The 24,384-nt window shown below is 58.5% G+C and carries 21 protein-coding genes; 15 read left to right on the forward strand and 6 right to left on the reverse strand.

Annotation, left to right across the window (positions count from 1 at the left end; genetic code table 11):
• Positions 1-96: 96 nt before the first annotated feature.
• From KGB21_RS04965 to KGB21_RS04975, 3 genes are read right to left on the reverse strand one after another with little or no spacing between them, the layout of a single operon-like run.
• A complete protein-coding gene (locus tag KGB21_RS04965) occupies positions 97-864 on the reverse strand; it encodes a DnaJ domain-containing protein (RefSeq protein WP_223503998.1) in 768 nt (255 codons plus the stop codon).
• 1 nt (position 865) lies between these two features.
• On the reverse strand, positions 866-1,537 hold the full coding sequence (murU, locus tag KGB21_RS04970) for an N-acetylmuramate alpha-1-phosphate uridylyltransferase MurU (RefSeq protein WP_034147370.1): 672 nt from the start codon (positions 1,535-1,537) through the stop codon (positions 866-868).
• Complete coding sequence (locus tag KGB21_RS04975; RefSeq protein WP_223504000.1) at positions 1,534-2,553, reverse strand: aminoglycoside phosphotransferase family protein; 1,020 nt, start codon at positions 2,551-2,553, stop codon at positions 1,534-1,536. Before KGB21_RS04975 ends, murU begins: the two co-directional genes overlap by 4 nt.
• A 130-nt stretch (positions 2,554-2,683) precedes the next feature.
• Between KGB21_RS04975 and KGB21_RS04980 the strand changes: the two genes are divergently transcribed.
• From KGB21_RS04980 to KGB21_RS05030, 11 genes are all read left to right on the forward strand, one after another.
• Positions 2,684-5,521, forward strand: a complete 2,838-nt coding sequence (locus KGB21_RS04980; protein ID WP_223504003.1) for an LPS-assembly protein LptD — start codon at positions 2,684-2,686, stop codon at positions 5,519-5,521.
• On the forward strand, positions 5,496-6,818 hold the full coding sequence (gene surA / locus KGB21_RS04985; protein ID WP_172668649.1) for a peptidylprolyl isomerase SurA: 1,323 nt from the start codon (positions 5,496-5,498) through the stop codon (positions 6,816-6,818). The genes KGB21_RS04980 and surA overlap by 26 nt, the downstream gene beginning before the upstream one ends.
• On the forward strand, positions 6,815-7,804 hold the full coding sequence (gene pdxA, locus KGB21_RS04990) for a 4-hydroxythreonine-4-phosphate dehydrogenase PdxA (protein ID WP_034147374.1): 990 nt from the start codon (positions 6,815-6,817) through the stop codon (positions 7,802-7,804). Before surA ends, pdxA begins: the two co-directional genes overlap by 4 nt.
• The gene (gene rsmA / locus KGB21_RS04995) at positions 7,801-8,619 is read left to right on the forward strand and encodes a 16S rRNA (adenine(1518)-N(6)/adenine(1519)-N(6))-dimethyltransferase RsmA (protein ID WP_034147375.1); all 819 of its coding nucleotides are present in this window, start codon (positions 7,801-7,803) and stop codon (positions 8,617-8,619) included. Before pdxA ends, rsmA begins: the two co-directional genes overlap by 4 nt.
• A gap of 123 nt (positions 8,620-8,742) precedes the next feature.
• The gene (gene apaG, locus KGB21_RS05000; RefSeq protein ID WP_034147376.1) at positions 8,743-9,123 is read left to right on the forward strand and encodes a Co2+/Mg2+ efflux protein ApaG; all 381 of its coding nucleotides are present in this window, start codon (positions 8,743-8,745) and stop codon (positions 9,121-9,123) included.
• Positions 9,123-10,007, forward strand: coding sequence for a symmetrical bis(5'-nucleosyl)-tetraphosphatase (locus KGB21_RS05005; RefSeq protein WP_223504005.1), 885 nt, complete (start codon positions 9,123-9,125; stop codon positions 10,005-10,007). Before apaG ends, KGB21_RS05005 begins: the two co-directional genes overlap by 1 nt.
• Positions 10,008-10,040: 33 nt before the next feature.
• Positions 10,041-10,370, forward strand: coding sequence for a thiosulfate sulfurtransferase GlpE (glpE, locus tag KGB21_RS05010; RefSeq protein WP_008027054.1), 330 nt, complete (start codon positions 10,041-10,043; stop codon positions 10,368-10,370).
• A 297-nt stretch (positions 10,371-10,667) separates the two neighbouring features.
• Entirely contained in the window at positions 10,668-12,590 is a 1,923-nt protein-coding gene (locus KGB21_RS05015) for a PrkA family serine protein kinase (RefSeq protein WP_008027052.1), read from the forward strand.
• 141 nt (positions 12,591-12,731) lie between these two features.
• Positions 12,732-14,003: a YeaH/YhbH family protein gene (locus KGB21_RS05020; RefSeq protein WP_034147378.1), complete on the forward strand. Its 1,272-nt coding sequence runs from the start codon at positions 12,732-12,734 to the stop codon at positions 14,001-14,003.
• Positions 14,000-15,562: a SpoVR family protein gene (locus KGB21_RS05025; protein ID WP_034147379.1), complete on the forward strand. Its 1,563-nt coding sequence runs from the start codon at positions 14,000-14,002 to the stop codon at positions 15,560-15,562. The genes KGB21_RS05020 and KGB21_RS05025 overlap by 4 nt, the downstream gene beginning before the upstream one ends.
• A 64-nt stretch (positions 15,563-15,626) precedes the next feature.
• Positions 15,627-16,850, forward strand: a complete 1,224-nt coding sequence (locus tag KGB21_RS05030; RefSeq protein ID WP_034147380.1) for a multifunctional CCA addition/repair protein — start codon at positions 15,627-15,629, stop codon at positions 16,848-16,850.
• Between the two features lie 90 nt (positions 16,851-16,940).
• On the opposite strand, the gene folK is transcribed toward KGB21_RS05030, so the two are convergent.
• Both folK and folB read right to left on the reverse strand, forming a co-directional pair.
• Positions 16,941-17,459: a 2-amino-4-hydroxy-6-hydroxymethyldihydropteridine diphosphokinase gene (gene folK / locus KGB21_RS05035; protein ID WP_034147381.1), complete on the reverse strand. Its 519-nt coding sequence runs from the start codon at positions 17,457-17,459 to the stop codon at positions 16,941-16,943.
• Positions 17,450-17,806, reverse strand: coding sequence for a dihydroneopterin aldolase (gene folB, locus KGB21_RS05040; RefSeq protein ID WP_015097071.1), 357 nt, complete (start codon positions 17,804-17,806; stop codon positions 17,450-17,452). The genes folK and folB overlap by 10 nt, the downstream gene beginning before the upstream one ends.
• 74 nt (positions 17,807-17,880) lie before the next feature.
• On the opposite strand from folB, the gene plsY reads away from it, so the two are divergent.
• Positions 17,881-18,450 (forward strand): glycerol-3-phosphate 1-O-acyltransferase PlsY, encoded by a 570-nt coding sequence (gene plsY / locus KGB21_RS05045; protein ID WP_034147382.1) that lies wholly within the window; start codon positions 17,881-17,883, stop codon positions 18,448-18,450.
• A gap of 23 nt (positions 18,451-18,473) precedes the next feature.
• Here the strand turns inward: plsY and tsaD are convergent, their stop codons facing one another.
• The gene (gene tsaD, locus KGB21_RS05050; RefSeq protein WP_223504006.1) at positions 18,474-19,499 is read right to left on the reverse strand and encodes a tRNA (adenosine(37)-N6)-threonylcarbamoyltransferase complex transferase subunit TsaD; all 1,026 of its coding nucleotides are present in this window, start codon (positions 19,497-19,499) and stop codon (positions 18,474-18,476) included.
• Positions 19,500-19,698: 199 nt separating this feature from the next.
• Here tsaD and rpsU point away from each other — a divergent pair, with 199 nt between their 5' ends.
• From rpsU to rpoD, 3 genes are all read left to right on the forward strand, one after another.
• Positions 19,699-19,914, forward strand: a complete 216-nt coding sequence (gene rpsU / locus KGB21_RS05055) for a 30S ribosomal protein S21 (RefSeq protein ID WP_002551877.1) — start codon at positions 19,699-19,701, stop codon at positions 19,912-19,914.
• Positions 19,915-20,393: 479 nt separating this feature from the next.
• Complete coding sequence (gene dnaG, locus KGB21_RS05060; protein WP_034147384.1) at positions 20,394-22,364, forward strand: DNA primase; 1,971 nt, start codon at positions 20,394-20,396, stop codon at positions 22,362-22,364.
• A 67-nt stretch (positions 22,365-22,431) separates the two neighbouring features.
• Positions 22,432-24,279 (forward strand): RNA polymerase sigma factor RpoD, encoded by a 1,848-nt coding sequence (gene rpoD / locus KGB21_RS05065; protein ID WP_034147385.1) that lies wholly within the window; start codon positions 22,432-22,434, stop codon positions 24,277-24,279.
• Positions 24,280-24,384 lie beyond the last annotated feature (105 nt).

Consider the following 24,384-nt stretch of genomic DNA (forward strand, 5'->3'; position numbering starts at 1 on the left):
AATTTATGTCGACCACAAAATTTGCGTACGACTCAAATACTGTGGGAGCTGGCTTGCCAGCGATGGCGCCATTGAAAACAACACCCAACTGTCCTGCTAGCGAAAATCCCGCCGCTGTCGAATCAACTTGTAGGCACTATGCAGCTCTCGAGTCTTCTCTGTGGCCTCGCGAACCTGCAAATCCGTCGCACCGCCGCCGGCAATCTTGTCCGGGTGATGGCGGCTTAACAGGCGACGATAGGCTCGCTTGATCTGCGCCGGTTCACTGGTGGCCGACACACCTAATAGCCGCAAGGCGTCCTGATAGGTTGCACCTTTGTAGGCCACAGCGCGTTTCTGCGGCTCATAGTCGGTCGCCAACGCCCGCACCTGATGCGTCGACCAGCCGAGCCACTTGCCCCACTGGATGATCAGTTCGCGCTCACGATTGCCAGCCCGACCATCCGCCCAAATCATCCGCCAACAGGCGCGCAGCACGCCTTCGGCCGCATGGGGTTGAGCACTGAGGCGACGCAGATAACCTCGCAACCGGTCGTTTCCCGACTTGCCGCGATTGAAGGCGGCAATCGCCCGACGCTGGGCCGACTCACTCATTTCCAGCGCGCGCATTTCCTGACGCGCCTGCTGGATATGCCCCTCTACCACCCGCCCGTCGCACTTGGCCAGCCTTCCAAGCAACACGAACAGCAATTCATCGTTACGCAGCGCCGGGCGACCGCCGAGTTTTTCAAGTAGGTGCGCCCAACTCTGCAGATGCATGTGCCGATCCAGCGCCTGCCCCAACAAAGCACCCAGCATGGCCCCCGGAATGCTGGCGATGGCATAACCCGCTCCGGCTCCAACAAGAGTCCCTGGCCATAGCATCTCAGCGTCTCGCTTCAATCAAGGTTTCAGCTTCGGCCAAACGCTCGTGTGTGCCGACATCCACCCACAGCCCATTCATGCGCTCGCCGGACACCTGCCCGTTTGCCATTGCGGTTCGAAGCAGCGGTGCCAGCTTGAACGCCCCGGCGGAGCAACCCTCGAACAGTTGCGGATGCAGCACCGCGATGCCGCTGTAGGTGAGCGTAGCCGCTCCCGATTGGCCGTCGCGAACTTGTCCGTCAATCAGCTGAAAATCCCCGGCCGGATGATGGGCCGGGTTGTTCGCCAGCACCAGGTGAGCCAGGCCCACTATCGGTTGATGCAGCACGCTGAAGTCGTAATCGGTCCAGATATCACCGTTAACCACCACAAAAGCCTCATCACCCAGCAATGGCAACGCGCGGAAAATCCCGCCGCCGGTTTCCAGCGGCTCGCCTTCCGGCGAGTACTGGATGCTGACGCCATAGCGCGAGCCATCGCCCAGATAATCTTCGATCTGCTGACCGAGCCAGGCATGGTTGATCACGATCTCGGTAAAACCGGCCGCGGCCAGCGCACGCAGGTGATACTCGATCAGCGGCACCCCGCCGGCACGAACCAGCGGTTTGGGCGTGGTCAGGGTCAGCGGCCGCATGCGCTCGCCCTTGCCCGCCGCCAGAATCATTGCTTTCATGCCTTAACTCCAGCACGCAGACTGGCCAGCAACACATCCAGCTCGGCCAATTCAGGACGGCGGGCGATCACTGCATCTATATAAGCAAAGAAGCGCGGCACATCGCCCAGGTAACGCGGTTTGCCGTCGCGATGGCAGATGCGGGCGAAGATGCCAATCACCTTCAGATGACGCTGAACGCCCATCAAGTCGCTGGCGCGCAGGAAATCTTCGAAGTCTGGCTGCACAGGAATGTTCAACGCCGAGGCTTGCTGCCAGTAACTTTCCAGCCAGCCGCGCACGCGCTCTTCGGGCCAACTGAGGAAAGCATCCTTGAACAGGCAGGTCACGTCGTAGGTCACCGGGCCGTAGACCGCGTCCTGGAAATCCAGCACGCCGGGATTCGGCTCGCTGAGCATCAGGTTGCGCGGCATGTAGTCGCGATGTACCAAAACCTTCGGCTGAGCCAGGGCACTGTCGATCAGCAAATCGCTGACTTGCTGCCAGAGCACTTGCTGTGCCGCGTCGAGCTCGATACCCAGTTCGCGCTTCACGTACCACTCAGGGAACAATTCCAGTTCGCGGCGCAACAACGCCACGTCATAGCTCGGCAGTGGCGCAACCATTGGCAACTGCTGAAAAGCCAGCAGTGCTTGCAGGGCATCGCTGAACAAATCGTCGGCATTTTCGCTGTCGATGACGTCCAGATAGGTCTTGTTGCCCAGGTCATTGAGCAAAAGAAACCCGCGATCGAGGTCTTCGGCATAAATTTTCGGCACATTTATTCCGGATTTCGCCAGCAAAAAAGCGATATCCACGAAGGGTTTACAGTTTTCCTGGGGCGGCGGTGCATCCATCACGATGAAACTTCTGCCCGCGCCTTCCCAACGGAAATAACGCCGAAAACTCGCGTCACTACTGGCCGCGGTCAACGTGGCCGGGGGTATGGCACCCCAACCCTGTTCTGCAAAAAGGATCGCCAATTGCTCATCGAGCCAAACTTTCAGGTGTTGCAAACGTACATCTTGGTCAGGCATTGCAAGGGTCTCCGACGGCGCTAGCCGTCAAGCGGGTCATGCTTTATTATCCAGCATCTTTTTCAGACCATCGAGAGGCGTGCGGCCCACACCGCGGGCAGATGGCACGCAGGAAGCCCGGACTAATAAGATGGCATTGAAATCCCCCGCGTTTCGTAAAAAATTTCCGTTGTTGGTAACCGGCAGTTTGCTGGCCTTGCAACCTCTAGCCACTTCCTTCGTGGTCGCCGCGGAACAGTATGACTGCTCAGTCTCTGCTTCGGGTGCCTGGGACTGTGCGCCAAAATCGCCAGCGGCGGCATTGCCACCGCGCCCAGTCCACGACGGCAGCGCAGTCAGCGCAACCGGCGAGTCTCCATCCGAGACCGGCTCCAGCGACGACACTGGCGCCAAGCCGGCTCTCGTTACCGAGTCCAAGGGCCGTGGCATGAAGTCGCGTAGCGAAGACTACAGTCACCTCGACTGGGTTCCGCGCGAACAGCTTACCGCAGCGCAACTGGCCGAAACCGGTCCTTATTGCTCTGGTTCCTATATCGAACCGATTCGTCCTGGCATGAATGACAAGACGAATAAAAGCGACGCACCTACCTTTATCGGCGCGAAAGCCTCCCGCTATAAGCAGGATGAGCAAGTCGCGACCCTGGCCGGTGACGTGGTCATGCGTCAGGGCAGCATGCAGGTCGAAGCCGACGAAGCCAACCTGTACCAAGCCGAGAGCCGCGGCGAACTGAGCGGCAACGTCCGTATTCGCGACAACGGCGCACTGATCGTCGGCGACCACGCCGACGTGCAGCTCGACACCGGCGAAGCCAAGGTCGATAACGCCGAATACGTGATGCACAAGTCCCGTATTCGCGGTAACGCGCTGTACGCCAAGCGTGCCGAAAACGCGATCATCCGCCTCAAGGACGGTACGTACACCACGTGCGAACCGAACAGCAACGCCTGGCAGCTCAAGGGCAACAACATCACCTTGAACCCGGCCACCGGCTTCGGTACCGCAACCAACGTGACATTGCGGGTCAAGGACATTCCGGTCCTGTACACGCCGTACATCTACTTCCCGATCGACGACCGCCGTCAGTCCGGCTTCCTTCCGCCGACCATCGGCAGCGGCAGCGATACCGGCTTCCTGCTCGTCACCCCGTACTACTTCAACCTGGCGCCGAATTACGATGCCACGTTGTATCCGCGGTACATGAGCAAGCACGGCCTGTTGATGGAAGGCGAGTTCCGTTACCTGACCAAGTCCAGCGAAGGTCAATTCGGCGCAGCGTATCTCAACGACGAAAGCAATGATCGCGACTTGCAGACTGATGCCGAAAAAACCCGCTACATGTACAACTGGCAGCACAAAGGTGGTCTGGACTCACGGGTCTTCACGCAAGTCGACTACACCAAGATCAGCGACCCTTATTACTTCCAGGATCTTCAGACTGATCAGATTGGGGTGAAAAGCGCCGACTATGTGAACCAGCAGGGCGCCGTCACCTATCGCGGCGACAACTACACCGCCCGTGTGAATGCCCAGGCTTATCAATTGGCGACCGTGTCGAACATCACGCCATATGATCGTTTGCCGCAAATCACCTTCGATGGTGCTCTGCCGTATCATCCGGGTGGTCTGGATTTTTCCTACAACACTGAAATCGTGCGATTTGACCGGGATTTGCAATCCGGTAATTACATTGATGAAGACGGTGGACCGGTTAATGCCGACGGCACTGTCGGCTCACCACGCCTGGACAACAACGTTCAAGGTCTGGCCCGTGCCACTGGTGACCGGCTCAACCTGGCGCCAGCCGTCAGCTTGCCGCTCAACTGGACTTACGGCTTCGTGAAGCCGACGCTCAAGTATCAGTACACCCAGTACCAACTGGATCTGGACAGCATCGGCAAAACACAGATCGTGGCTCAAGACCAAGCTGCCGCCGCAGCCGGGACGGAGAACTTCAACGGCAACTTCGACAGCAACCAGAACCGTGGCGTGCCGATTGCCAGTATCGACAGCGGTCTGTACTTCGATCGCAATACTCAATGGTTCGGCAAGAACTACCGCCAGACCCTGGAACCACGCCTGTACTACCTCTACGTGCCAGAGAAGGACCAGGTAGATATTCCGGTATTCGACACCGGCGAATACACCTTCAACTATGCATCGCTGTTTCGGGACAACCGCTTCTCTGGCTCCGACCGCGTTGGCGACGAGAACAAACTGTCGCTGGGCGTGACCAACCGCTGGATCGAAGACGATGGTTTCGAACGTCAACGCATCAGCGTTGGCCAGGCTTTGTACTTCAAGGATCGCGAAGTCCAGTTGCCGGGCATCGATGCAAAAACTCGCGAAGATGCGCACTCCGATGTGTCGCCGTATGCGCTGGAATACGAATATCGCTGGAACCGCGATTGGCGTACCACCGCCGATTACAACTGGGACCCGGACAGCCGCAGCCCTCGCTCGGGCAGTGCAATGTTCCACTACCAGCCTGAAGACAACCCGAACAAAGTCATCAACGCCGGCTATCGCTATCGTAATGACCAGATCCGTTACGACCAGAACACGGGTAAATGGCAGGTGGGCGGCGGTGACTATGGCACCCCGGGCCAGCCTGGCTACGTGAAGGACTACTACAAAATCGAACAGCACGACTTCTCGGTGATTTGGCCGGTCGTGCCGCAATGGAACGTCATCAGCCGCTGGCAGTACGACTACAACCGCAACCGAACCCTGGAAGCCTTCGGTGGTTTCGAGTACGACAACTGCTGCTGGAAACTTCGCCTGATCAACCGTTATTGGGTTTCCTACGACGAATTCAGTCAGGAAGCACCGGAAAACGAAAAAGGCGACCATGGCATCTTCCTACAAATCGTTCTGAAGGGGCTCGGCGGCCTGACTGGCGCCAAGGTAGAGAGCTTCCTCGACAAAGGCATCCAAGGTTATCGTGAACGTGAAGACCAAGCTTTCTGATTGTCTGCGCCCGCTGCTGCTGGGCGCGCTGTTCCTGGGTACCGCGGCCAACGCCGCGGTACAGTCCATCGATAAAGTGGTGGCTATCGTCGACAACGACGTGGTCATGCAGAGCCAACTGGACCAACGCGTCCATGAAGTTCAGCAGACCATCGCCAAGCGTGGCTCTGCCGTGCCGCCGGCCAGCGTGCTGGAGCAACAGGTGCTTGAACGCCTGATCGTCGAGAACCTGCAACTGCAGATCGGCGAACGTTCCGGCATCCGCATCACCGATGAAGAACTGAACCAGGCTGTCGGCACCATTGCCCAGCGCAATAACATGTCGGTCGAGCAGTTCCGCGCTGCACTGACTCACGACGGCCTGTCCTACGAGGACGCTCGTGACCAGATCCGTCGCGAGATGGTCATTAGCCGCGTGCGTCAGCGCCGTGTGGCAGAGCGCATCCAGGTGTCCGAGCAGGAAGTGAAAAACTTCCTTGCTTCAGACATGGGCAAAATGCAGCTGTCCCAAGAGTTCCGCCTGTCCAACATCATGATTGCTACTCCGGAAAGCGCCAATTCCGACGCGATTCAGAGTGCCGCCAAGCAGGCTGACGCGGTTTACCAGCAGCTCAAGCAAGGCGCTGACTTCGCACAATTGGCCCTCGCCAAATCCGCCAGCGAAACCGCACTGGAAGGCGGCGACATGGGCTGGCGCAAAGCCGCTCAGCTGCCACCTCCGTTCGATCACCTGCTGAGCACCATGGCCGTTGGCGATATCACCCAGCCAATGCGTACGCCAGGTGGCTTCATCATCCTGAAGATCACCGACAAGCGTGGCGGTGAAGCCCAGGTGCGCGACGAAGTGCATGTCCGCCACATCCTGGTCAAACCAAGCCCGATCCGTGACGAAGCAAAAACCAAGGCCCTGGCCGAGTCGCTCTACAGTCGCATCGAGTCGGGTGAAGACTTCGGCGAACTGGCGAAAAGCTACTCGGAAGACCCGGGTTCCGCGCTCAACGGCGGCGATCTGAACTGGATCGACCCGAGTGTATTGGTTCCGGAGTTCCGCGAAGTGATGGCCAAGACCCCGCAAGGTCAGCTGTCCAAGCCGTTCCAGACGCAATACGGCTGGCACGTTCTGGAAGTGCTGGGCCGTCGTGCCACCGACAGCACCAACCAGGCTCGCGAGCAACAAGCGATGACCGTACTGCGTAACCGCAAATACGACGAAGAGCTGCAAACCTGGCTTCGTCAGATCCGTGACGAAGCGTACGTCGAAATCAAACTCCCTGGCGTCGACCAGGCAGCGCAGTGAAACCCCAACGTTTCGCGCTGACACCCGGCGAACCGGCCGGCATAGGTCCTGACCTGTGCCTGCTGCTCGCCTCGCAAGCCCAGCCACATCCCCTGATTGCCATTACCAGCCGTGACCTGCTCGTTGAGCGGGCCGCGCAGCTGGGTGTGGTGGTCGACTTGCTGCCCGTGTCGCCGGACCATTGGCCGGATGCACCTGCTCCCGCCAACAGCCTGTATGTCTGGGATACGCCGCTCAATGCCAAGGTTGTCGCCGGGCAACTCGACAAAGCCAATGCCGCTTTCGTCCTGGAAACCCTGACTCGCGCAGGCCAAGGCTGTCTGGATGGGCATTTCGATGGAATGATCACCGCCCCGGTGCACAAGGGTGTGATCAATGAATCCGGCATTGCTTTTTCCGGGCACACGGAGTTTCTCGCTGACCTGACCCATACTGCACAGGTGGTGATGATGCTCGCCACCCGCGGGTTACGCGTGGCGCTGGTCACTACGCACCTGCCCCTGCGCGAGATTGCCGATGCAATCACCCCGGAGCGTCTGGAGCGGGTCACGCGAATTCTGCACGCCGACCTGCAACAAAAATTCGGCATCGCCCAGCCGCGAATCCTGGTGTGCGGGCTCAACCCCCATGCCGGTGAAGGCGGACACCTGGGTCATGAAGAAATCGACATTATCGAACCCACATTAGAGCGCCTGCGCGGCGAGGGCATGGACCTGCGCGGCCCCCTGCCCGCCGACACTCTGTTTACCCCAAAATATCTGGAGCACTGCGACGCAGTGCTGGCGATGTACCACGATCAGGGCCTGCCTGTGCTGAAATACAAAGGCTTCGGCGCAGCAGTCAACGTGACCCTCGGTTTGCCGATCATCCGCACTTCGGTTGACCACGGCACTGCCCTGGATCTGGCCGGCAGCGGCAAGATCGACACCGGCAGCCTGCAAGTCGCCCTGGAAACCGCCTATCAGATGGCCGAGACCCGTTTATGACCGAGCATTACCAACACAAGGCGCGCAAACGCTTTGGCCAGAACTTCCTGCACGACGCCGGCGTTATCGACCGCATCCTGCGCTCCATCCATGCCAAGGCCGAAGACCGTTTGCTGGAAATCGGTCCTGGCCAGGGTGCGCTGACCCAAGGCCTGCTCAACAGTGGTGGGCAACTCGATGTGGTGGAACTGGACAAGGACCTGATCCCGATCCTCAACCAGCAGTTCGCCGGCAAGAGCAACTTCAACCTGCATCAGGGTGACGCGCTGAAGTTCGACTTCAACAGCCTGAACGCCGCGCCTGGCAGCCTGCGTGTGGTCGGCAACCTGCCGTACAACATCTCCACCCCGCTGATTTTCCACCTCCTGCACAACTCGCACCTGATTCGCGACATGCACTTCATGCTGCAAAAGGAAGTGGTCGAGCGTCTGGCAGCGGGGCCTGGCGGTGGTGACTGGGGTCGGTTGTCGATCATGGTTCAGTATCACTGCCGGGTTGAGCATCTGTTCAACGTTGGCCCGGGCGCGTTCAACCCGCCGCCGAAAGTCGACTCGGCCATCGTCCGCCTGGTGCCTCACGCCGTACTGCCGCACCCGGCGAAAGATCACCGGTTGCTGGAACGCGTCGTACGCGAAGCGTTCAATCAGCGTCGCAAGACCCTGCGCAACACCCTCAAGTTGCTGCTGAGCAACGATGAAATCGAAGCCGCCGGCGTCGATGGCAGCCTGCGCCCGGAACAGCTCGATCTGGCAGCGTTCGTGCGCCTGGCTGACAAGCTCAGCGAACAAGCCCTACAGAAACCCGCGGACGTCTGACAGAGCGCAAGCGTTATCGGGTAGGACACCAGCGCCCATGTCTGGTTTACTACCCGATACTTGGCCTAGACTGAACTTCATCAGCTACGCCCCGCGTCCCGCTTCGTTTTTAAGGCCTCTTGCATGTCCGATCCTCGTTATCAGGTCGACGTCAGCGTCGTCACCCGCTATCTGGCAGAACAATCGCAACCCGAACACGACCGCTTTGCCTTCGCGTACACCATTACCGTGCACAACAATGGTGAATTACCCGCCAAGCTGTTGTCACGGCATTGGGTGATCACAGATGGCGACGGGCATGTCGAAGAGGTTCGCGGTGCGGGCGTCGTTGGCCTGCAACCGCTGATCGAGCCAGGCGAAAGCCATACCTACAGCAGTGGCACTGTCATGACGTCCAAAGTCGGCACGATGCAGGGTACCTACGAGATGCTCGCCGATGACGGCAAGCACTTCGATGCCATCATCGCCCCGTTCCGCCTGGCGGTCCCCGGAGCCTTGCACTGATGGCAACCTATGCCGTCGGTGACCTGCAAGGCTGCCTTGACGCATTGCAATGCCTGCTCAAGAAAGTCGCCTTCGACCCGGCAAGGGATCGTCTGTGGCTGGTGGGCGACCTGGTCAACCGTGGCCCGCAGTCGCTGGAAACCCTGCGCTTCCTCTATAGCATCCGCGAATCGCTGGTTTGCGTACTGGGCAACCACGACCTGCACTTGCTGGCGGCCGGAAAGAACATCGAACGCCTGAAGAAATCAGATACCCTGCGCGAGATTATCGAAGCACCGGATAGCGCCGATCTGCTGGAGTGGCTGCGTCAGCAAAAACTCCTGCACTACGACGAGCAACGTAACGTTGCGCTGGTACACGCGGGCATTCCGCCGCAATGGTCCCTGCGCAGAGCCCTGAAGTGCGCCGCCGAGGTCGAGACCGCCCTGCGCGACGACAACCTGCTGCCGCCCTTCCTCGACGGCATGTACGGCAACGACCCGGCGAAATGGGACAGCGACCTCAAAGGCGTGACACGTCTGCGGGTGATCACCAACTACTTCACGCGCATGCGCTTCTGTACCGCCGAAGGCAAGCTTGACCTCAAGAGCAAGGAAGGCCTCGACTCCGCGCCACCAGGCTACAAACCCTGGTTCCAGCACATGGACCGCAAGACCAAGGATGTGAAGATCATCTTTGGTCACTGGGCAGCGCTTGAAGGCAAAGTCCTTGAGCCGGGCATCTCGGCCCTCGACACCGGCTGCGTCTGGGGCGGTGCCCTGACCCTGATGAATGTCGACACCGGCGAACGCCTGTCCTGCAAATGCGACGAACATGGTCATGCTGCCGTGCCGCCAGTCGCCCCACAAAATTCCGAACCATCGTCAGCCAGCGCCCCGCGCTAGACTGCGCTTTCAGCCGAGCCACAGGAGCCCGCCATGAGCGAATTCAAACGTATCCCCCCGGAACAGGCCCAGGCCCTGCGCGAACAAGGCGCAGTGGTGGTCGACGTCCGCGATCCTGCGACCTTTGCGGCGCTGCACATCAGCGGCTCGAAGCATCTGGACAACCACTCTCTGCACGCCTTCATCCAGGGTGCCGACCTTGATGCTCCGACCGTGGTGGTCTGCTACCACGGCAACTCCAGCCAGGGCGCAGCCGCCTACCTGATCAGCCAGGGCTTCTCCGACGTCTACAGCATGGATGGCGGTTTCGAACTGTGGCGTACGACTTATCCTTCGGAAACGGCGCAAGGCACCTCCGAATAATTTTTTTGTCATGCGCAAGGCCCCGGCTCCCGCGGGCTAGCGCGGTGGCAGACGAACGGTCTGCCACAACTAATTACGTATCTCGCCTTTACCTCCCGAATTCCCAACTATCCTTAAGCGCAGGCCATCCAAAACAGGGGAGAGCCGGTACACCGGCGCGCGGGTCATCGGGAGTAGCTTTCGGAGTCGTCAGCTTCGAAAGGTTTCTGGGGGGTAAACAGCAACTGCCTGTTCGGTTGCTGCCAGCATCGACTGAGTGATCCGGCGTCGGCTCCACGTATCGAGCGAGGTGACGTCATGAGTATCTTTAGCCACTTCCAACAACGCTTCGAGTCCACACGCCAGGAAGAACTCTCGCTGCAAGAGTATCTTGAGCTGTGCAAAAAGGACCGCAGCGCCTACGTTTCCGCCGCCGAGCGTCTGCTCCTGGCCATCGGTGAACCGGAGCTGCTGGACACCTCGACCAACTCGAGGCTGTCGCGAATCTTCTCCAACAAGGTGATCCGCCGCTATCCGGCCTTTGAAGACTTCCACGGGATGGAAGAATGCATCGACCAGATCGTGTCGTATTTCCGCCATGCCGCTCAGGGCCTGGAAGAGAAGAAACAAATCCTTTACCTGCTCGGCCCCGTCGGTGGCGGCAAATCGTCCCTGGCCGAGAAGCTGAAACAGCTGATCGAAAAAGTGCCCTTCTACGCGATCAAGGGCTCGCCGGTTTTCGAATCGCCTCTGGGTCTGTTCAACGCCACTGAAGATGGCGCGATTCTCGAGGAAGATTTCGGCATTCCACGGCGCTACCTCAACACCATCATGTCGCCATGGGCCACCAAGCGCCTGGCCGAGTTCGGCGGCGATATCAGCCAGTTCCGCGTGGTGAAACTCTATCCGTCGATCCTCAACCAGATCGCCGTGGCCAAAACCGAACCGGGCGATGAAAACAACCAGGACATCTCGGCACTGGTGGGCAAGGTCGATATCCGCAAACTGGAAGAATTCCCGCAAAACGACGCCGACGCCTACAGCTACTCGGGCGCACTGTGCCGGGCCAACCAGGGCTTGATGGAATTCGTCGAAATGTTCAAGGCGCCGATCAAGGTGCTGCACCCATTGCTGACAGCCACCCAGGAAGGCAACTACAACAGTACCGAAGGTCTCGGCGCGATTCCGTTTACCGGGATCCTGCTGGCCCACTCCAACGAATCGGAGTGGCACACCTTCCGCAACAACAAAAACAACGAAGCCTTCATCGACCGGATCTACATCGTCAAAGTGCCGTACTGCCTGCGGGTCAGCGACGAAGTGAAGATCTACGACAAGCTGCTGTTCAACAGCTCGCTGGCCAAGGCCCATTGCGCGCCCGACACCTTGAAGATGCTGGCCCAGTTCACCGTGCTCTCACGTCTCAAAGAGCCGGAAAACTCCAACATCTACTCCAAGATGCGCGTGTATGACGGCGAAAACCTCAAGGACACCGATCCGAAGGCCAAGTCGATCCAGGAATACCGCGACAACGCCGGTGTCGACGAAGGCATGAACGGTCTGTCGACCCGCTTTGCGTTCAAGATCCTGTCCAAGGTCTTCAACTTCGATCCCCACGAAATTGCTGCCAACCCGGTGCACTTGCTCTACGTGCTGGAACAACAGATCGAACAGGAACAGTTCCAGGCGGAAACTCGCGAGCGTTATCTGCGCTTCCTCAAGGAATACCTGGCGCCGCGTTATATCGAATTCATCGGCAAGGAGATCCAGACCGCCTACCTCGAGTCTTACAGCGAGTACGGCCAGAACATCTTCGATCGTTACGTGCTGTACGCCGACTTCTGGATCCAGGACCAGGAATACCGCGACCCGGAAACCGGCGAAATCCTCAACCGCGTAGCGCTTAACGAGGAACTGGAGAAAATCGAAAAACCGGCCGGCATCAGCAATCCGAAGGATTTCCGCAACGAAATCGTCAACTTCGTACTGCGCGCCCGGGCCAACAACAATGGCAAGAACCCAACCTGGCTCAGCTACGAAAAACTGCGGGTGGTTATCGAGAAGAAAATGTTCTCCAACACCGAGGATCTGCTGCCGGTCATCAGCTTCAATGCCAAGGCCAGCAAAGAGGACCAGCAGAAGCACAACGACTTTGTCACACGAATGGTCGAACGCGGTTACACCGACAAACAGGTACGACTGCTGTCCGAGTGGTACTTGAGGGTCAGAAAGTCCCAGTAAGGGAGCTGCAAGCGGCTAACGACACGACACCTGCGAAAACGCGTTGTTTGCGTAATTGTGGCCATATGTCGCGCGCCGCTTGTTTCTGAAGCTTCTGTCTTGCAGCTTGAAGCTTATGACTCGAAGCTCCCCGGAGGGCCTATGAGCTATGTGATCGACCGACGTCTCAATGGCAAGAACAAGAGCACGGTGAACCGTCAGCGGTTTCTGCGGCGTTACCGTGATCACATCAAAAAAGCCGTCGAAGAGGCGGTCAGCCGGCGCTCCATTACGGATATGGAACACGGCGAGCAAATCAGCATTCCCGGTCGCGACATCGACGAGCCGGTGCTCCACCACGGGCGCGGTGGCAAGCAGACCGTCGTGCATCCAGGCAACAAGGAATTCACCAGCGGCGAGCACATTGCCCGTCCGCCGGGTGGCGGCGGCGGCAGAGGGCCTGGCAAGGCCGGCAACTCGGGCGAAGGGATGGACGAATTCGTCTTCCAGATCACCCAGGAGGAATTCCTCGAGTTCATGTTCGAGGATCTTGAGCTGCCGAACCTGGTCAAGCGCAACCTGACCGGTACCGATACCTTCAAGACCGTTCGTGCCGGGATCAGCAACGAGGGCAACCCGTCGCGGATCAACATCATCCGCACCCTGCGCTCGGCCCACGCACGGCGCATCGCCCTGTCCGGCAGCAGCCGGGCGAAACTACGCGAAGCCAAGGAAGAACTCCTGCGACTGAAGCAGGAAGAACCTGACAACTTCGGCGATATTCAGGATCTCGAAGCGGAAATCGAAAAACTCAGTGCGCGGATTCACCGCGTGCCGTTTCTCGACACCTTCGACCTCAAGTACAACCTGCTGATCAAACAACCCAACCCAAGCTCGAAAGCCGTCATGTTTTGCCTGATGGACGTCTCCGGCTCCATGACCCAGGCGACCAAGGACATCGCCAAGCGCTTCTTTATCCTGCTGTACCTGTTCCTCAAGCGTAACTACGACAAGATTGACGTCGTGTTCATTCGCCACCACACCAGTGCCCGCGAAGTGGATGAGGAAGAGTTTTTCTATTCCCGCGAAACCGGCGGGACCATCGTCTCCAGCGCCTTGAAACTGATGCAGGAGATCATGGCCGAGCGCTATCCGAGCAACGAGTGGAACATCTACGCCGCCCAGGCTTCCGACGGCGACAACTGGAACGACGACTCGCCAATTTGCCGTGACATCCTGATCAACCAGATCATGCCGTTCGTGCAGTACTACACTTACGTTGAGATTACCCCGCGCGAACATCAGGCCCTGTGGTTCGAGTACGAGCGCATAGCCGAAGCCTTTTCTGACACTTTTGCCCAGCAACAACTGGTCTCGGCCGGGGATATCTATCCGGTCTTCCGTGAACTCTTCCAGCGCAGGTTAGTGACATGACCGCCAAAGAGCAGAAGCGCCAACCCATTTCCACCGGCTCCGAATGGACGTTCGAGTTGATCCAGGCGTACGACAAGGAAATAAGTCGTCTGGCGGCCCGTTACGCACTCGACACGTATCCCAACCAGATCGAAGTGATCACCGCCGAGCAGATGATGGACGCCTACGCCTCTGTCGGCATGCCGCTGGGCTATCACCATTGGTCCTACGGCAAACACTTCCTCAGCACCGAGAAATCCTACAGCCGCGGGCAGATGGGCCTGGCCTACGAAATCGTGATCAACTCGGACCCGTGCATCGCCTATTTGATGGAAGAAAACACCATCTGCATGCAGGCGCTGGTCGTGGCGCATGCCTGCTATGGGCACAACAGCTTTTTCAAAGGCAATTACCTGTTCCGCACCTGGACTGACGCCAGTTCAATCATCGATTACCTGGTGTTTGCCAAGCAGTACATCATGCAGTGCGAAGAGCGCCATGGGATTGATGCCGTGGAGGATCTGCTCGATTCCTGCCATGCCTTGATGAACTACGGGGTCGATCGCTACAAACGCCCGTATCCGATTTCCGCCGAAGAGGAGCGTCGTCGGCAAAAGGATCGGGAGGAACATTTGCAGAAGCAGATCAATGATCTGTGGCGCACTATTCCAAAGGGCGCGGATAAATACAGCGACAAGGACACTGCACGCTTCCCCGCCGAGCCCCAGGAAAACATTCTGTATTTCATCGAAAAACATGCCCCGCTTCTGGAGCCGTGGCAACGGGAAATCGTGCGGATCGTGCGCAAGATCGCCCAGTATTTTTATCCACAACGCCAGACCCAGGTGATGAACGAGGGCTGGGCAACGTTCTGGCACTACACCCTGATGAACGACCTCTACGACGAAGGCCTGGTCACCGACGGTTTCATGATGGAGTTCCTGACCTCCCACACCAGCGTGGTATTCCAGCCTGGTTTCGACAGCCCTTACTACAGCGGCATCAACCCCTATACGTTGGGTTTTGCCATGTACCGCGATATCCGGCGCATGTGCGAAGAACCTACCGACGAAGACCGTCGCTGGTTCCCGGAACTGGCGGGCAGCGACTGGCTGTCGAGTATCAAGTTCGCCATGAGCAGCTTCAAGGATGAGAGCTTCATCCTGCAATATCTGTCACCCAAGGTGATTCGCGACCTGAAGCTGTTCAGCATCCTCGATGACGATCAGAAAGACGACCTGCTTGTACCGGCGATCCATGACGAAGACGGTTATCGCATCATTCGTGAAACCCTGGCGGCCCAATACAACCTGGGCAATCGCGAACCCAACATACAGATCTACAGCATCGACCGGCGCGGCGACCGCTCCCTGACCCTGCGCCACCAGCAACACGACCGCAAACCATTGGGCGAGTCCACCGAGGAGGTGCTCAAGCACTTGCACCGCCTCTGGGGCTTCGACATTCATCTGGAGACCCTGCAAGGGGACCAGGTGATGAAAACCCACCACGTGCCGCCCAGGAGCGAGCACAGCGAAGGTGATTACGGCCGGCTGGACCTCGCCGTCATTCATCTTTGATCCTGTTTTGTGCCTCCGAAAGCTTGACGCAACGGTTATCCTGTCGAGCTAACGGAGGTTTTTTATGCGGATCTATAAAGTTGGCGGGGCGGTTCGCGATCGCCTGCTGGGCAAACCGGTTACCGACATCGACTGGGTCGTCGTTGGCGCCACCACCGAGGAAATGCTTGCCAAGGGTTTTCGCCCGGTGGGCGCGGACTTCCCGGTATTTCTTCATCCCAAAAGCGGTGAGGAATACGCCCTCGCCCGTACCGAGCGCAAAAGTGGACGCGGTTATGGTGGATTCACTTTCCACGCCAGCCCCGAAGTCACCCTAGAAGAAGACCTGATCCGCCGTGACCTGACGATCAATGCCATGGCTGAGGATGATCAGCAGAATTTGACCGACCCCTACCACGGCCAGAGCGATCTGGAAGCACGCTTACTCCGACACGTTTCTCCCGCGTTCGCTGAAGATCCTCTCAGGGTGCTGCGTGTGGCGAGATTTGCAGCACGTTATGCCGGGCTTGGCTTCACCGTCGCCCCGGAGACCCTGGAGTTGATGCGTCAACTCAGTGAATCCGGTGAACTGGAAGCGCTGACGGCGGAACGAAGCTGGAAAGAAATTTCCCGCGCCTTGATGGAAGAGCAACCACAGGTATTCATTGAAGTGCTGCGCGCGTGCGGAGCTCTGAACGTGTTGATTCCTGAAGTCGATGCACTTTTCGGCGTGCCGCAACCGGAAGCTCATCACCCGGAAATCGACACCGGTGTGCATACTCTGAGCGTGCTGGAGCAAGCCGCCCGACACAAACAACCGCTGACTGTGCGCTGGGCCTGCCTGCTGCATGACTTGGGTAAAGGCCTGACGCCGGAGGAAGAATGGCCTCGGCATATTGCTCATGAGTTCAAGGGACTGAAGCTGATCAAAGCAGTCAACGAACGTTTCAAGGCGCCGAGAGATTGCCAGGAACTGGCGCTGCTGGTGGGCGAATATCACACCCACGGCCATCGCGCCCTGGAGCTGAAGCCTTCGACCTTGCTGGAGTTGCTGCAAAGTTTCGACGTCTACCGCAGACCGCAACGGTTCGAGGAATTCATCGCGGCGTGCGAGATGGACGCGCGCGGGCGCAAGGGACTGGAGGAGAGAAGTTACCCACAGGCGGATTATCTGCGTGGCGCGGCAAACGCGGCGCGTAGCGTGGCGGTTCAGCCGTTGCTTGAGAAGGGATTCAAAGGGCCGGAGCTGGGTGAGGCGATCAAGCGTGAGCGACTCAAGGCGTTGAAGGTTTACAAGGAAAGCGTGTAAGCAGAATCAAAAGATCGCAGCCTTCGGCAGTTCCTACACAGGAATATGTGTTTCTCTGTAGGAGCTGTCGAAGGCTGCGATCTTTTTGCCTTACAACAAACTCGAAGGCGTCAGCTGATCCCCGCGCCACTCAAACGCCACCGGCGCCAACACCTGATCAATTTGCGCTTCACGCCACAACGTCGCGAAGCTTTTGCCTACGCCCGGATGCACCCGATCCGGCGCAATCAGCGACAATGGCCACAACACAAACGCATTTTTCAGAATTTCCGCACGCGGCAGAATCAAGCCATCGAAGTTGCCCACCAGGTCACCGAACAGCAACACATCAATGTCCAGCGGCAGCCCTTTGCGGTCCGGCGCATAACGACCGTTATCGGCCTCGATGAATTTCAGTCGGCGGTCCAGTTCTATCAGCGGCAGGTCGGTATAGGCCGACACCACGAAATTGAAGAACGGCCCGCTCTTGATCCCCACCGGCTGACTTTCGAAGACCGCCGAGCAACGGATGTCCACCAGAAAACCCGCCAAGGCATCCAGGCCGGCGTGCAAATGGGCTTCGCGCTCGATATTGCTACCGAGCCCGAGATACACCTGAGTCAGCGACATCCGCGCTCGATCTCCACGCCCACGCCACCGGTAGCGGCAGGCACTGCACCTGGTTTGGTCAGTTTGAGGCGCATCCAGGTGATTTTGAATTCGCTCATCAGTACTTCCACCAGACGCTCGGCAAAAGTCTCGACCAATTGGTACTGGGCCTGCTCGGCAAAGGCCTGGATGCGCGACGAAACGCTCGCGTAATCGAGCGCCAGGGTCAGGTCGTCACCGGCGGCGGCCGGACGATTATCCCAGGCGAAACTCAGATCAAGACGCAAGCACTGTCGGATGCCTCGCTCCCAGTCGTAGGCACCAATTACGGTGTCGACTTCCAGGCCCTCGATAAACACTCTGTCCAAGCACTTTTCTCCGCTACACGACAAGGGCGCAATGCGCCGTTAGAATCAGGGCGTCCTCGCCCGGAATAGTTAGCATGTTTTGGTTACTGGCGATCCTCGCCTACCTGCTCGGCTCTCTGTCCTTCGCCATTTTGCTCAGCCGCCTGACCGGAAACCCCGATCCGCGAATGAGTGGCTCGGGCAATGCCGGCGCCACCAATATGTTTCGTCTGGCCGGCAAAAAGCTCGCCATCCTGACCTTGCTCGGCGACCTCTGCAAAGGTCTGTTGCCTGTGCTGATCGCCGGTATTGCCGGACTTTCGCTGCAAGATCAGGCCTGGATCGGCGTCTGCGCCGTCATCGGCCACCTGTTCCCACTGTACTTCCGCTTTCGCGGGGGCAAAGGCGTTGCCACCTCTGCCGGGATGTTACTGGGCCTTTACCCGCCCGCCGCACTGTTGGCGGTTTGCGCCTGGGTGCTGACGTTCTACCTGACCCGCACCAGCTCGCTGGCCGCGCTGATCGCCACTCCCCTCACCCTGCCATTGCTGGCCTGGCAAGAACCGGCGGCGCTACTGCCCATGAGCGCGCTCACCGGGATGATCGTCTGGCGTCATCGCGGCAATCTACGCGACCTGTTTGCGGGGCGCGAACGGCATTTCTAAATGCCGGACATGAGCGCCGCTCATCACAGTGCCGACAACTGCTCCATCGGCCAACGTGCCTGAACACTGATCGCCAGACTTTCCTGCTGACCCGCCTGCAAACGCTGGCAACCGGCGAAGGCAATCATTGCGCCGTTGTCGGTGCAGAACTGTGGACGGGCATAAAAAACATCGCCCTTCATGTCACCGAGCATTTTTTCCAGCGATGTACGCAGCGCCTTGTTGGCACTGACGCCGCCAGCGATCACCAGGCGCTTCATGCCAGCCGCTTTCAGGGCACGCTTGCACTTGATGGTCAAAGTCTCCACCACGGCCTGCTGGAACGCCAGCGAGATGTCGCAACGGGCTTGCTCGCTTTCGTCCCCGGCGCTCACGCACTGCTGCCAGGTGTTCAAGGCGAAGGTTTTCAAGCCGCTGAAGCTGAAATCCAGGCCTGGGCGGTCGCACATCGGACGCGGGAAGAGGAAACGTCCTGCAACCCCTTGCTCCGCCAGGCGCGCGATTTCCGGACCGCCGGGATAATTGAGGCCCATCATCTTCGCGGTTTTGTCGAACGCTTCGCCTGCGGCGTCGTCCAGCGTCTCGCCCAGCAAGGTGTATTGACCGATTCCGTCGACCTGAACCAACTGCGTATGGCCGCCCGAGACCAACAAAGCGACGAACGGGAATTCAGGTGGTTGCGACTCCAGCATCGGTGCCAGCAAGTGACCTTCCATGTGGTGCACACCGAGGGCCGGAATACCCCAGGCAAAGGCCAGCGCCTGAGCGCAGGAAGCACCCACCAGCAACGCACCCACCAGGCCAGGACCCGCGGTGTAAGCGATGGCGTCGATCTCGGTCGGCACACAGTCGGCTTCGGCCAACACCTGACGAATCAAGGGCAGCATGCGTTTGACGTGGTCACGGGAGGCCAGCTCGGGCACTACGCCACCATAGGCGCGGTGCAGGTCGATCTGACTGAACAGCGCGTCGGCCAGCAGGCCGCGCTCACTGTCATATAATGCGACACCGGTTTCGTCGCAGGAGGTTTCTAATCCCAGTACTAGCATGGGTTTGCGCCTTGTTTAGGCTGAATTCGAAGGCGCGCATAATAGTCGCCGCGTGATGCCCCGACCAGCGGTTTTCGATCAGAGGCTTTGCATTCCGTGCGATGAGGGGTTAACATCCGCAACCCTTAAAAACCGACGTCTTCAAGTGCTCTTTTGCCGCGAGGATGTTGACCCCGGTAATGAATGAAGGTAGCTCTGGATGCCAGCCGTCAAAGTAAAAGAGAACGAACCCTTCGACGTAGCTCTGCGTCGTTTCAAGCGCTCCTGCGAAAAAGCCGGTGTACTGGCTGAAGTTCGTAGCCGCGAATTTTACGAGAAGCCAACTTCTGAGCGTAAGCGCAAAGCAGCAGCCGCTGTTAAGCGTCACGCCAAGAAAGTTCAGCGCGAACAGCGCCGCGCCGTTCGTCTGTACTAATACACAGACGATCGTAGCAAGCTTCTGCCAAGCCCGGCCCTCAGCCGGGCTAATGGCATTTGCGTAAAACGCTTGATGCTTCACCGTCGAAGCCGCAGATGCGACCGAGACAAATCTGCTTCACTACGTCAGACCTGGCTCTTTTGCCAGCGGTGCACGTCTTTTCTGACGAGCCTTTCAAGGCTACTGACGAGCACACCCACTGATTCCTCTCACGACGATCAGCCCAAGGCACCGCTTGCGTGCCAGATTGTGAGCTATCCGAGACTCTCGACGGGTCGCAGCCGGATTCAGCGCAACATTTTCAAATAGTCGAATACTGATGAGCATTAACGTCAGTGGATTTTCGGCAGATACACTTCCCGATAGCGATAACGCAGACGACACTGGTCGAGCCGCACACTTTGCGCGCCTCAAACTATGACCCGTTCGGCCGCCCTTCGTTTTGGGTCCCTTTCAGCGCAGATGACGAGAACGCCATGGCCGGGCTAATTCCCCAGAGCTTCATTGACGACCTTCTGAACCGCACCGACATCGTCGATGTAGTCAGCTCGCGCCTGCAATTGAAAAAAGCCGGCAAGAACCACACTGCCTGCTGCCCGTTTCACAAAGAGAAAACCCCGTCTTTCAGCGTAAGCCCCGACAAACAGTTCTATTACTGTTTCGGCTGCGGTGCTGGCGGTAACGCCCTCGGCTTCATCATGGACCACGACAACCTGGATTTCGTCCAGGCCGTCGAAGAACTGGCCAAATCCGCCGGCATGGAAATCCCGCGCGAGGAAAGCGGCCGACCGCACAAGCCACGGCAGCCGACTGATTCGCCGCTGTACCCGCTGCTCACCGCCGCGGCCGATTTTTATCGTCAGGCCCTGAAAAGCCATCCATCGCGCAAAGCCGCCGTGGATTACTTGAAAGGTCGCGGGCTGACCGGCGAAATCGCCCGGGACTTCGGTCTCGGCTTTGCGCCGCCAGGCTGGGACAATCTGTTCAAGCACTTGAGCAGCGATACCCTGCAACAAAAAGCCATGATTGATGCCGGCCTGCTGATCGAGAATGCCGAAACCGGCAAACGCTATGATCGCTTCCGTGATCGCGTAATGTTCCCGATCCGCGACAGCCGCGGACGCATCATTGCCTTCGGTGGCCGGGTACTGGGCGACGACAAGCCGAAATACCTGAACTCACCGGAAACCCCGGTATTCCATAAAGGCCAGGAACTCTACGGCCTGTATGAAGCGCGCAAAAACAACCGCAATCTCGACGAAATAATCGTCGTCGAAGGCTACATGGACGTCATCGCCCTCGCCCAGCAAGGCCTGCGCAATGCCGTCGCGACGTTGGGCACCGCCACTAGCGAAGAGCATTTGAAGCGGCTGTTTCGCGTCGTGCCGAGCGTGCTGTTCTGCTTCGACGGCGATCAGGCGGGTCGCAACGCCGCATGGCGCGCCCTGGAAGCAACATTGTCGAGCCTGCAGGACGGACGGCGCGCGCGCTTTCTGTTCCTGCCTGAAGGCGAAGACCCGGACACACTGGTCCGCTCAGAAGGCACTGACGCCTTTCGCGCACGTATCAACCAGCACGCGCAGCCACTGGCCGATTACTTCTTCCAGCAACTCACCGAAGAAGCAGACCCGCGATCACTTGAAGGCAAGGCGCACATGGCCACACTTGCCGCGCCGCTGATCGACAAGGTGCCGGGAGCCAACCTGCGCACCCTTATGCGTCAGCGCTTGCTGGAAATCACGGGTTTGAGCGGTGAAGCGGTCAGCCAACTGGTACACAGCGCACCTCAGGATGCGCCGCCGACCTATGACCCAGGCATGGATTACGACGCCATGCCGGACTACGCCGACTTCCATCAGCCCCAGGAAGCTTACGCACCACAGCAGGAATGGACGCCGAAGAAGCCCGGTGCCGGCGGCAAGAAATGGGACAAGAAACCCTGGAGCAAAAACGGCAAGCGCGGTGATCGCGATGAGTCGTATGCCCCGCGCACACCGGTGGCAGTGGAAGCCCCGACGCTTATCGCGCTGCGTACGCTTATCCACCACCCACAGCTGGCCGGCAAAGTCGAAAGCGCCGATCATTTTGCCAACGAGAGCAACACCTATGCTCAGGTACTGATCGCATTGATCGAGGCTGTGCAAAAAAATCCTAAGCTAAACTCTATTCAGCTAATGGCTCGCTGGCACGGCACCGAGCAAGGACGCCTGTTGAAAGCTCTCGCAGAAAAGGAATGGCTAATTGACGGCGATAACCTTGAACAACAGTTTTTAGACACCATTACTAGGTTATCCGCGGGTCAGCATACGCAGACCCTCGATGAACTTATCAAGAAAGCAAGGCAGCCGGGATTGACGGCTGAAGAGCAAATTCAGATAGCAAAGCAGATGCGCGACCTTTTAAAACAGAATGTTTCCGCATCAAACCCGACCTCAACTGGCGCGTGAGGTCATAGCTCAGGTATAATCCTCGGCTTGTTTTTTGCCCGCCAAGACCTTCAGTGGATAGGGTGTTATGTCCGGAAAAGCGCAACAGCAGTCTCGTATCAAAGAGTTGATCACACTGGGTCGTGAGCAGGGCTACCTGACTTACGCGGAGGTCAACGACCACCTGCCGGAGGATATTTCAGATCCGGAACAGGTGGAAGACATCATCCGCATGATCAACGACATGGGGATCAACGTATTCGAGGTTGCGCCAGATAAGGATTCCCTTATGCTGGCCGACGCCGATACCGACGAAGCCGCGGCCGAAGAGGCAGCAGCTGCGTTGGCAGCGGTCGAGACCGACATTGGTCGCACTACCGACCCGGTGCGCATGTACATGCGCGAAATGGGTACTGTAGAGCTCCTCACACGTGAAGGCGAAATCGAAATCGCCAAGCGTATTGAAGAGGGCATCCGTGAAGTGATGAGCGCAATCGCGCACTTCCCTGGCACGGTTGATCATATTCTCTCCGAGTACACCCGCGTCACCTCCGAAGGTGGCCGCCTGTCCGACGTCCTGAGCGGTTATATCGACCCGGACGACGGCATTGCGCCGCCTGCAGCCGAAGTGCCACCGCCGGTCGACCCGAAAGCCGTGAAAGCGGACGACGACACCGACGACGATGACGCCGAAGCTTCGGACGACGAAGAAGAAGCCGAAAGCGGTCCGGATCCGGTCATCGCTGCACAGCGTTTTGGCGCTGTTGCCGATCAGATGGAAATCACTCGCAAAGCGCTGAAAAAGCACGGTCGCAACAACAAGGCGGCGATTGCCGAACTGTTGGCGCTGGCTGAGCTGTTCATGCCGATCAAACTGGTTCCGAAGCAATTCGAAGGCCTGGTCGAGCGTGTTCGCAGTGCCCTGGACCGTCTGCGTCAGCAAGAGCGTGCAATCATGCAGCTCTGTGTTCGTGATGCTCGCATGCCGCGTGCCGATTTCCTGCGCCAGTTCCCGGGCAACGAAGTCGACGAAAGCTGGTCCGACGCATTGGCTAAAGGCAAAAGCAAATACGCTGAAGCCATTGGTCGCGTGCAACCGGACATCATTCGTTGCCAGCAGAAGCTGACCGCACTGGAAACCGAAACCGGTTTGACGATCGCCGAGATCAAGGACATCAACCGTCGCATGTCGATCGGTGAGGCCAAGGCCCGCCGCGCGAAGAAAGAGATGGTTGAAGCGAACTTGCGTCTGGTGATCTCCATCGCCAAGAAGTACACCAACCGTGGCCTGCAATTCCTCGACCTGATCCAGGAAGGCAACATCGGTTTGATGAAAGCGGTAGACAAGTTTGAATACCGCCGCGGCTACAAATTCTCGACTTATGCCACTTGGTGGATCCGTCAGGCGATCACTCGCTCGATCGCCGACCAGGCCCGCACCATCCGTATTCCGGTGCACATGATCGAGACGATCAACAAGCTCAACCGTATTTCCCGTCAGATGTTGCAGGAAATGGGTCGCGAACCGACCCCGGAAGAGCTGGGCGAACGCATGGAAATGCCTGAGGACAAGATCCGCAAGGTATTGAAGATCGCTAAAGAGCCGATCTCCATGGAAACCCCGATCGGTGATGACGAAGACTCCCATCTGGGTGACTTCATCGAAGACTCGACCATGCAGTCGCCAATCGATGTTGCTACCGTTGAGAGCCTTAAAGAAGCGACTCGCGAAGTTCTCTCCGGCCTCACTGCCCGTGAAGCCAAGGTTCTGCGCATGCGCTTCGGTATCGACATGAATACCGACCACACCCTCGAGGAGGTTGGTAAGCAGTTCGACGTGACCCGTGAACGGATTCGTCAGATCGAAGCCAAGGCGCTGCGCAAGCTGCGCCACCCGACGAGAAGCGAGCATCTGCGCTCCTTCCTCGACGAGTGATCACAAAACCCCCGGCCCAGGCCGGGGGTTTTGCTTTATGCCGATAAAAACCCCCGCGCTGCGCCCCTTCCGCCGATTTGCCCGTCTACACTCGAAGCATTCCCC

It is taken from the genome of Pseudomonas sp. GL-RE-29, assembly GCF_019947275.1.
In the GTDB taxonomy this organism is placed as follows: Bacteria; Pseudomonadota; Gammaproteobacteria; order Pseudomonadales; family Pseudomonadaceae; genus Aquipseudomonas; species Aquipseudomonas fluorescens_A.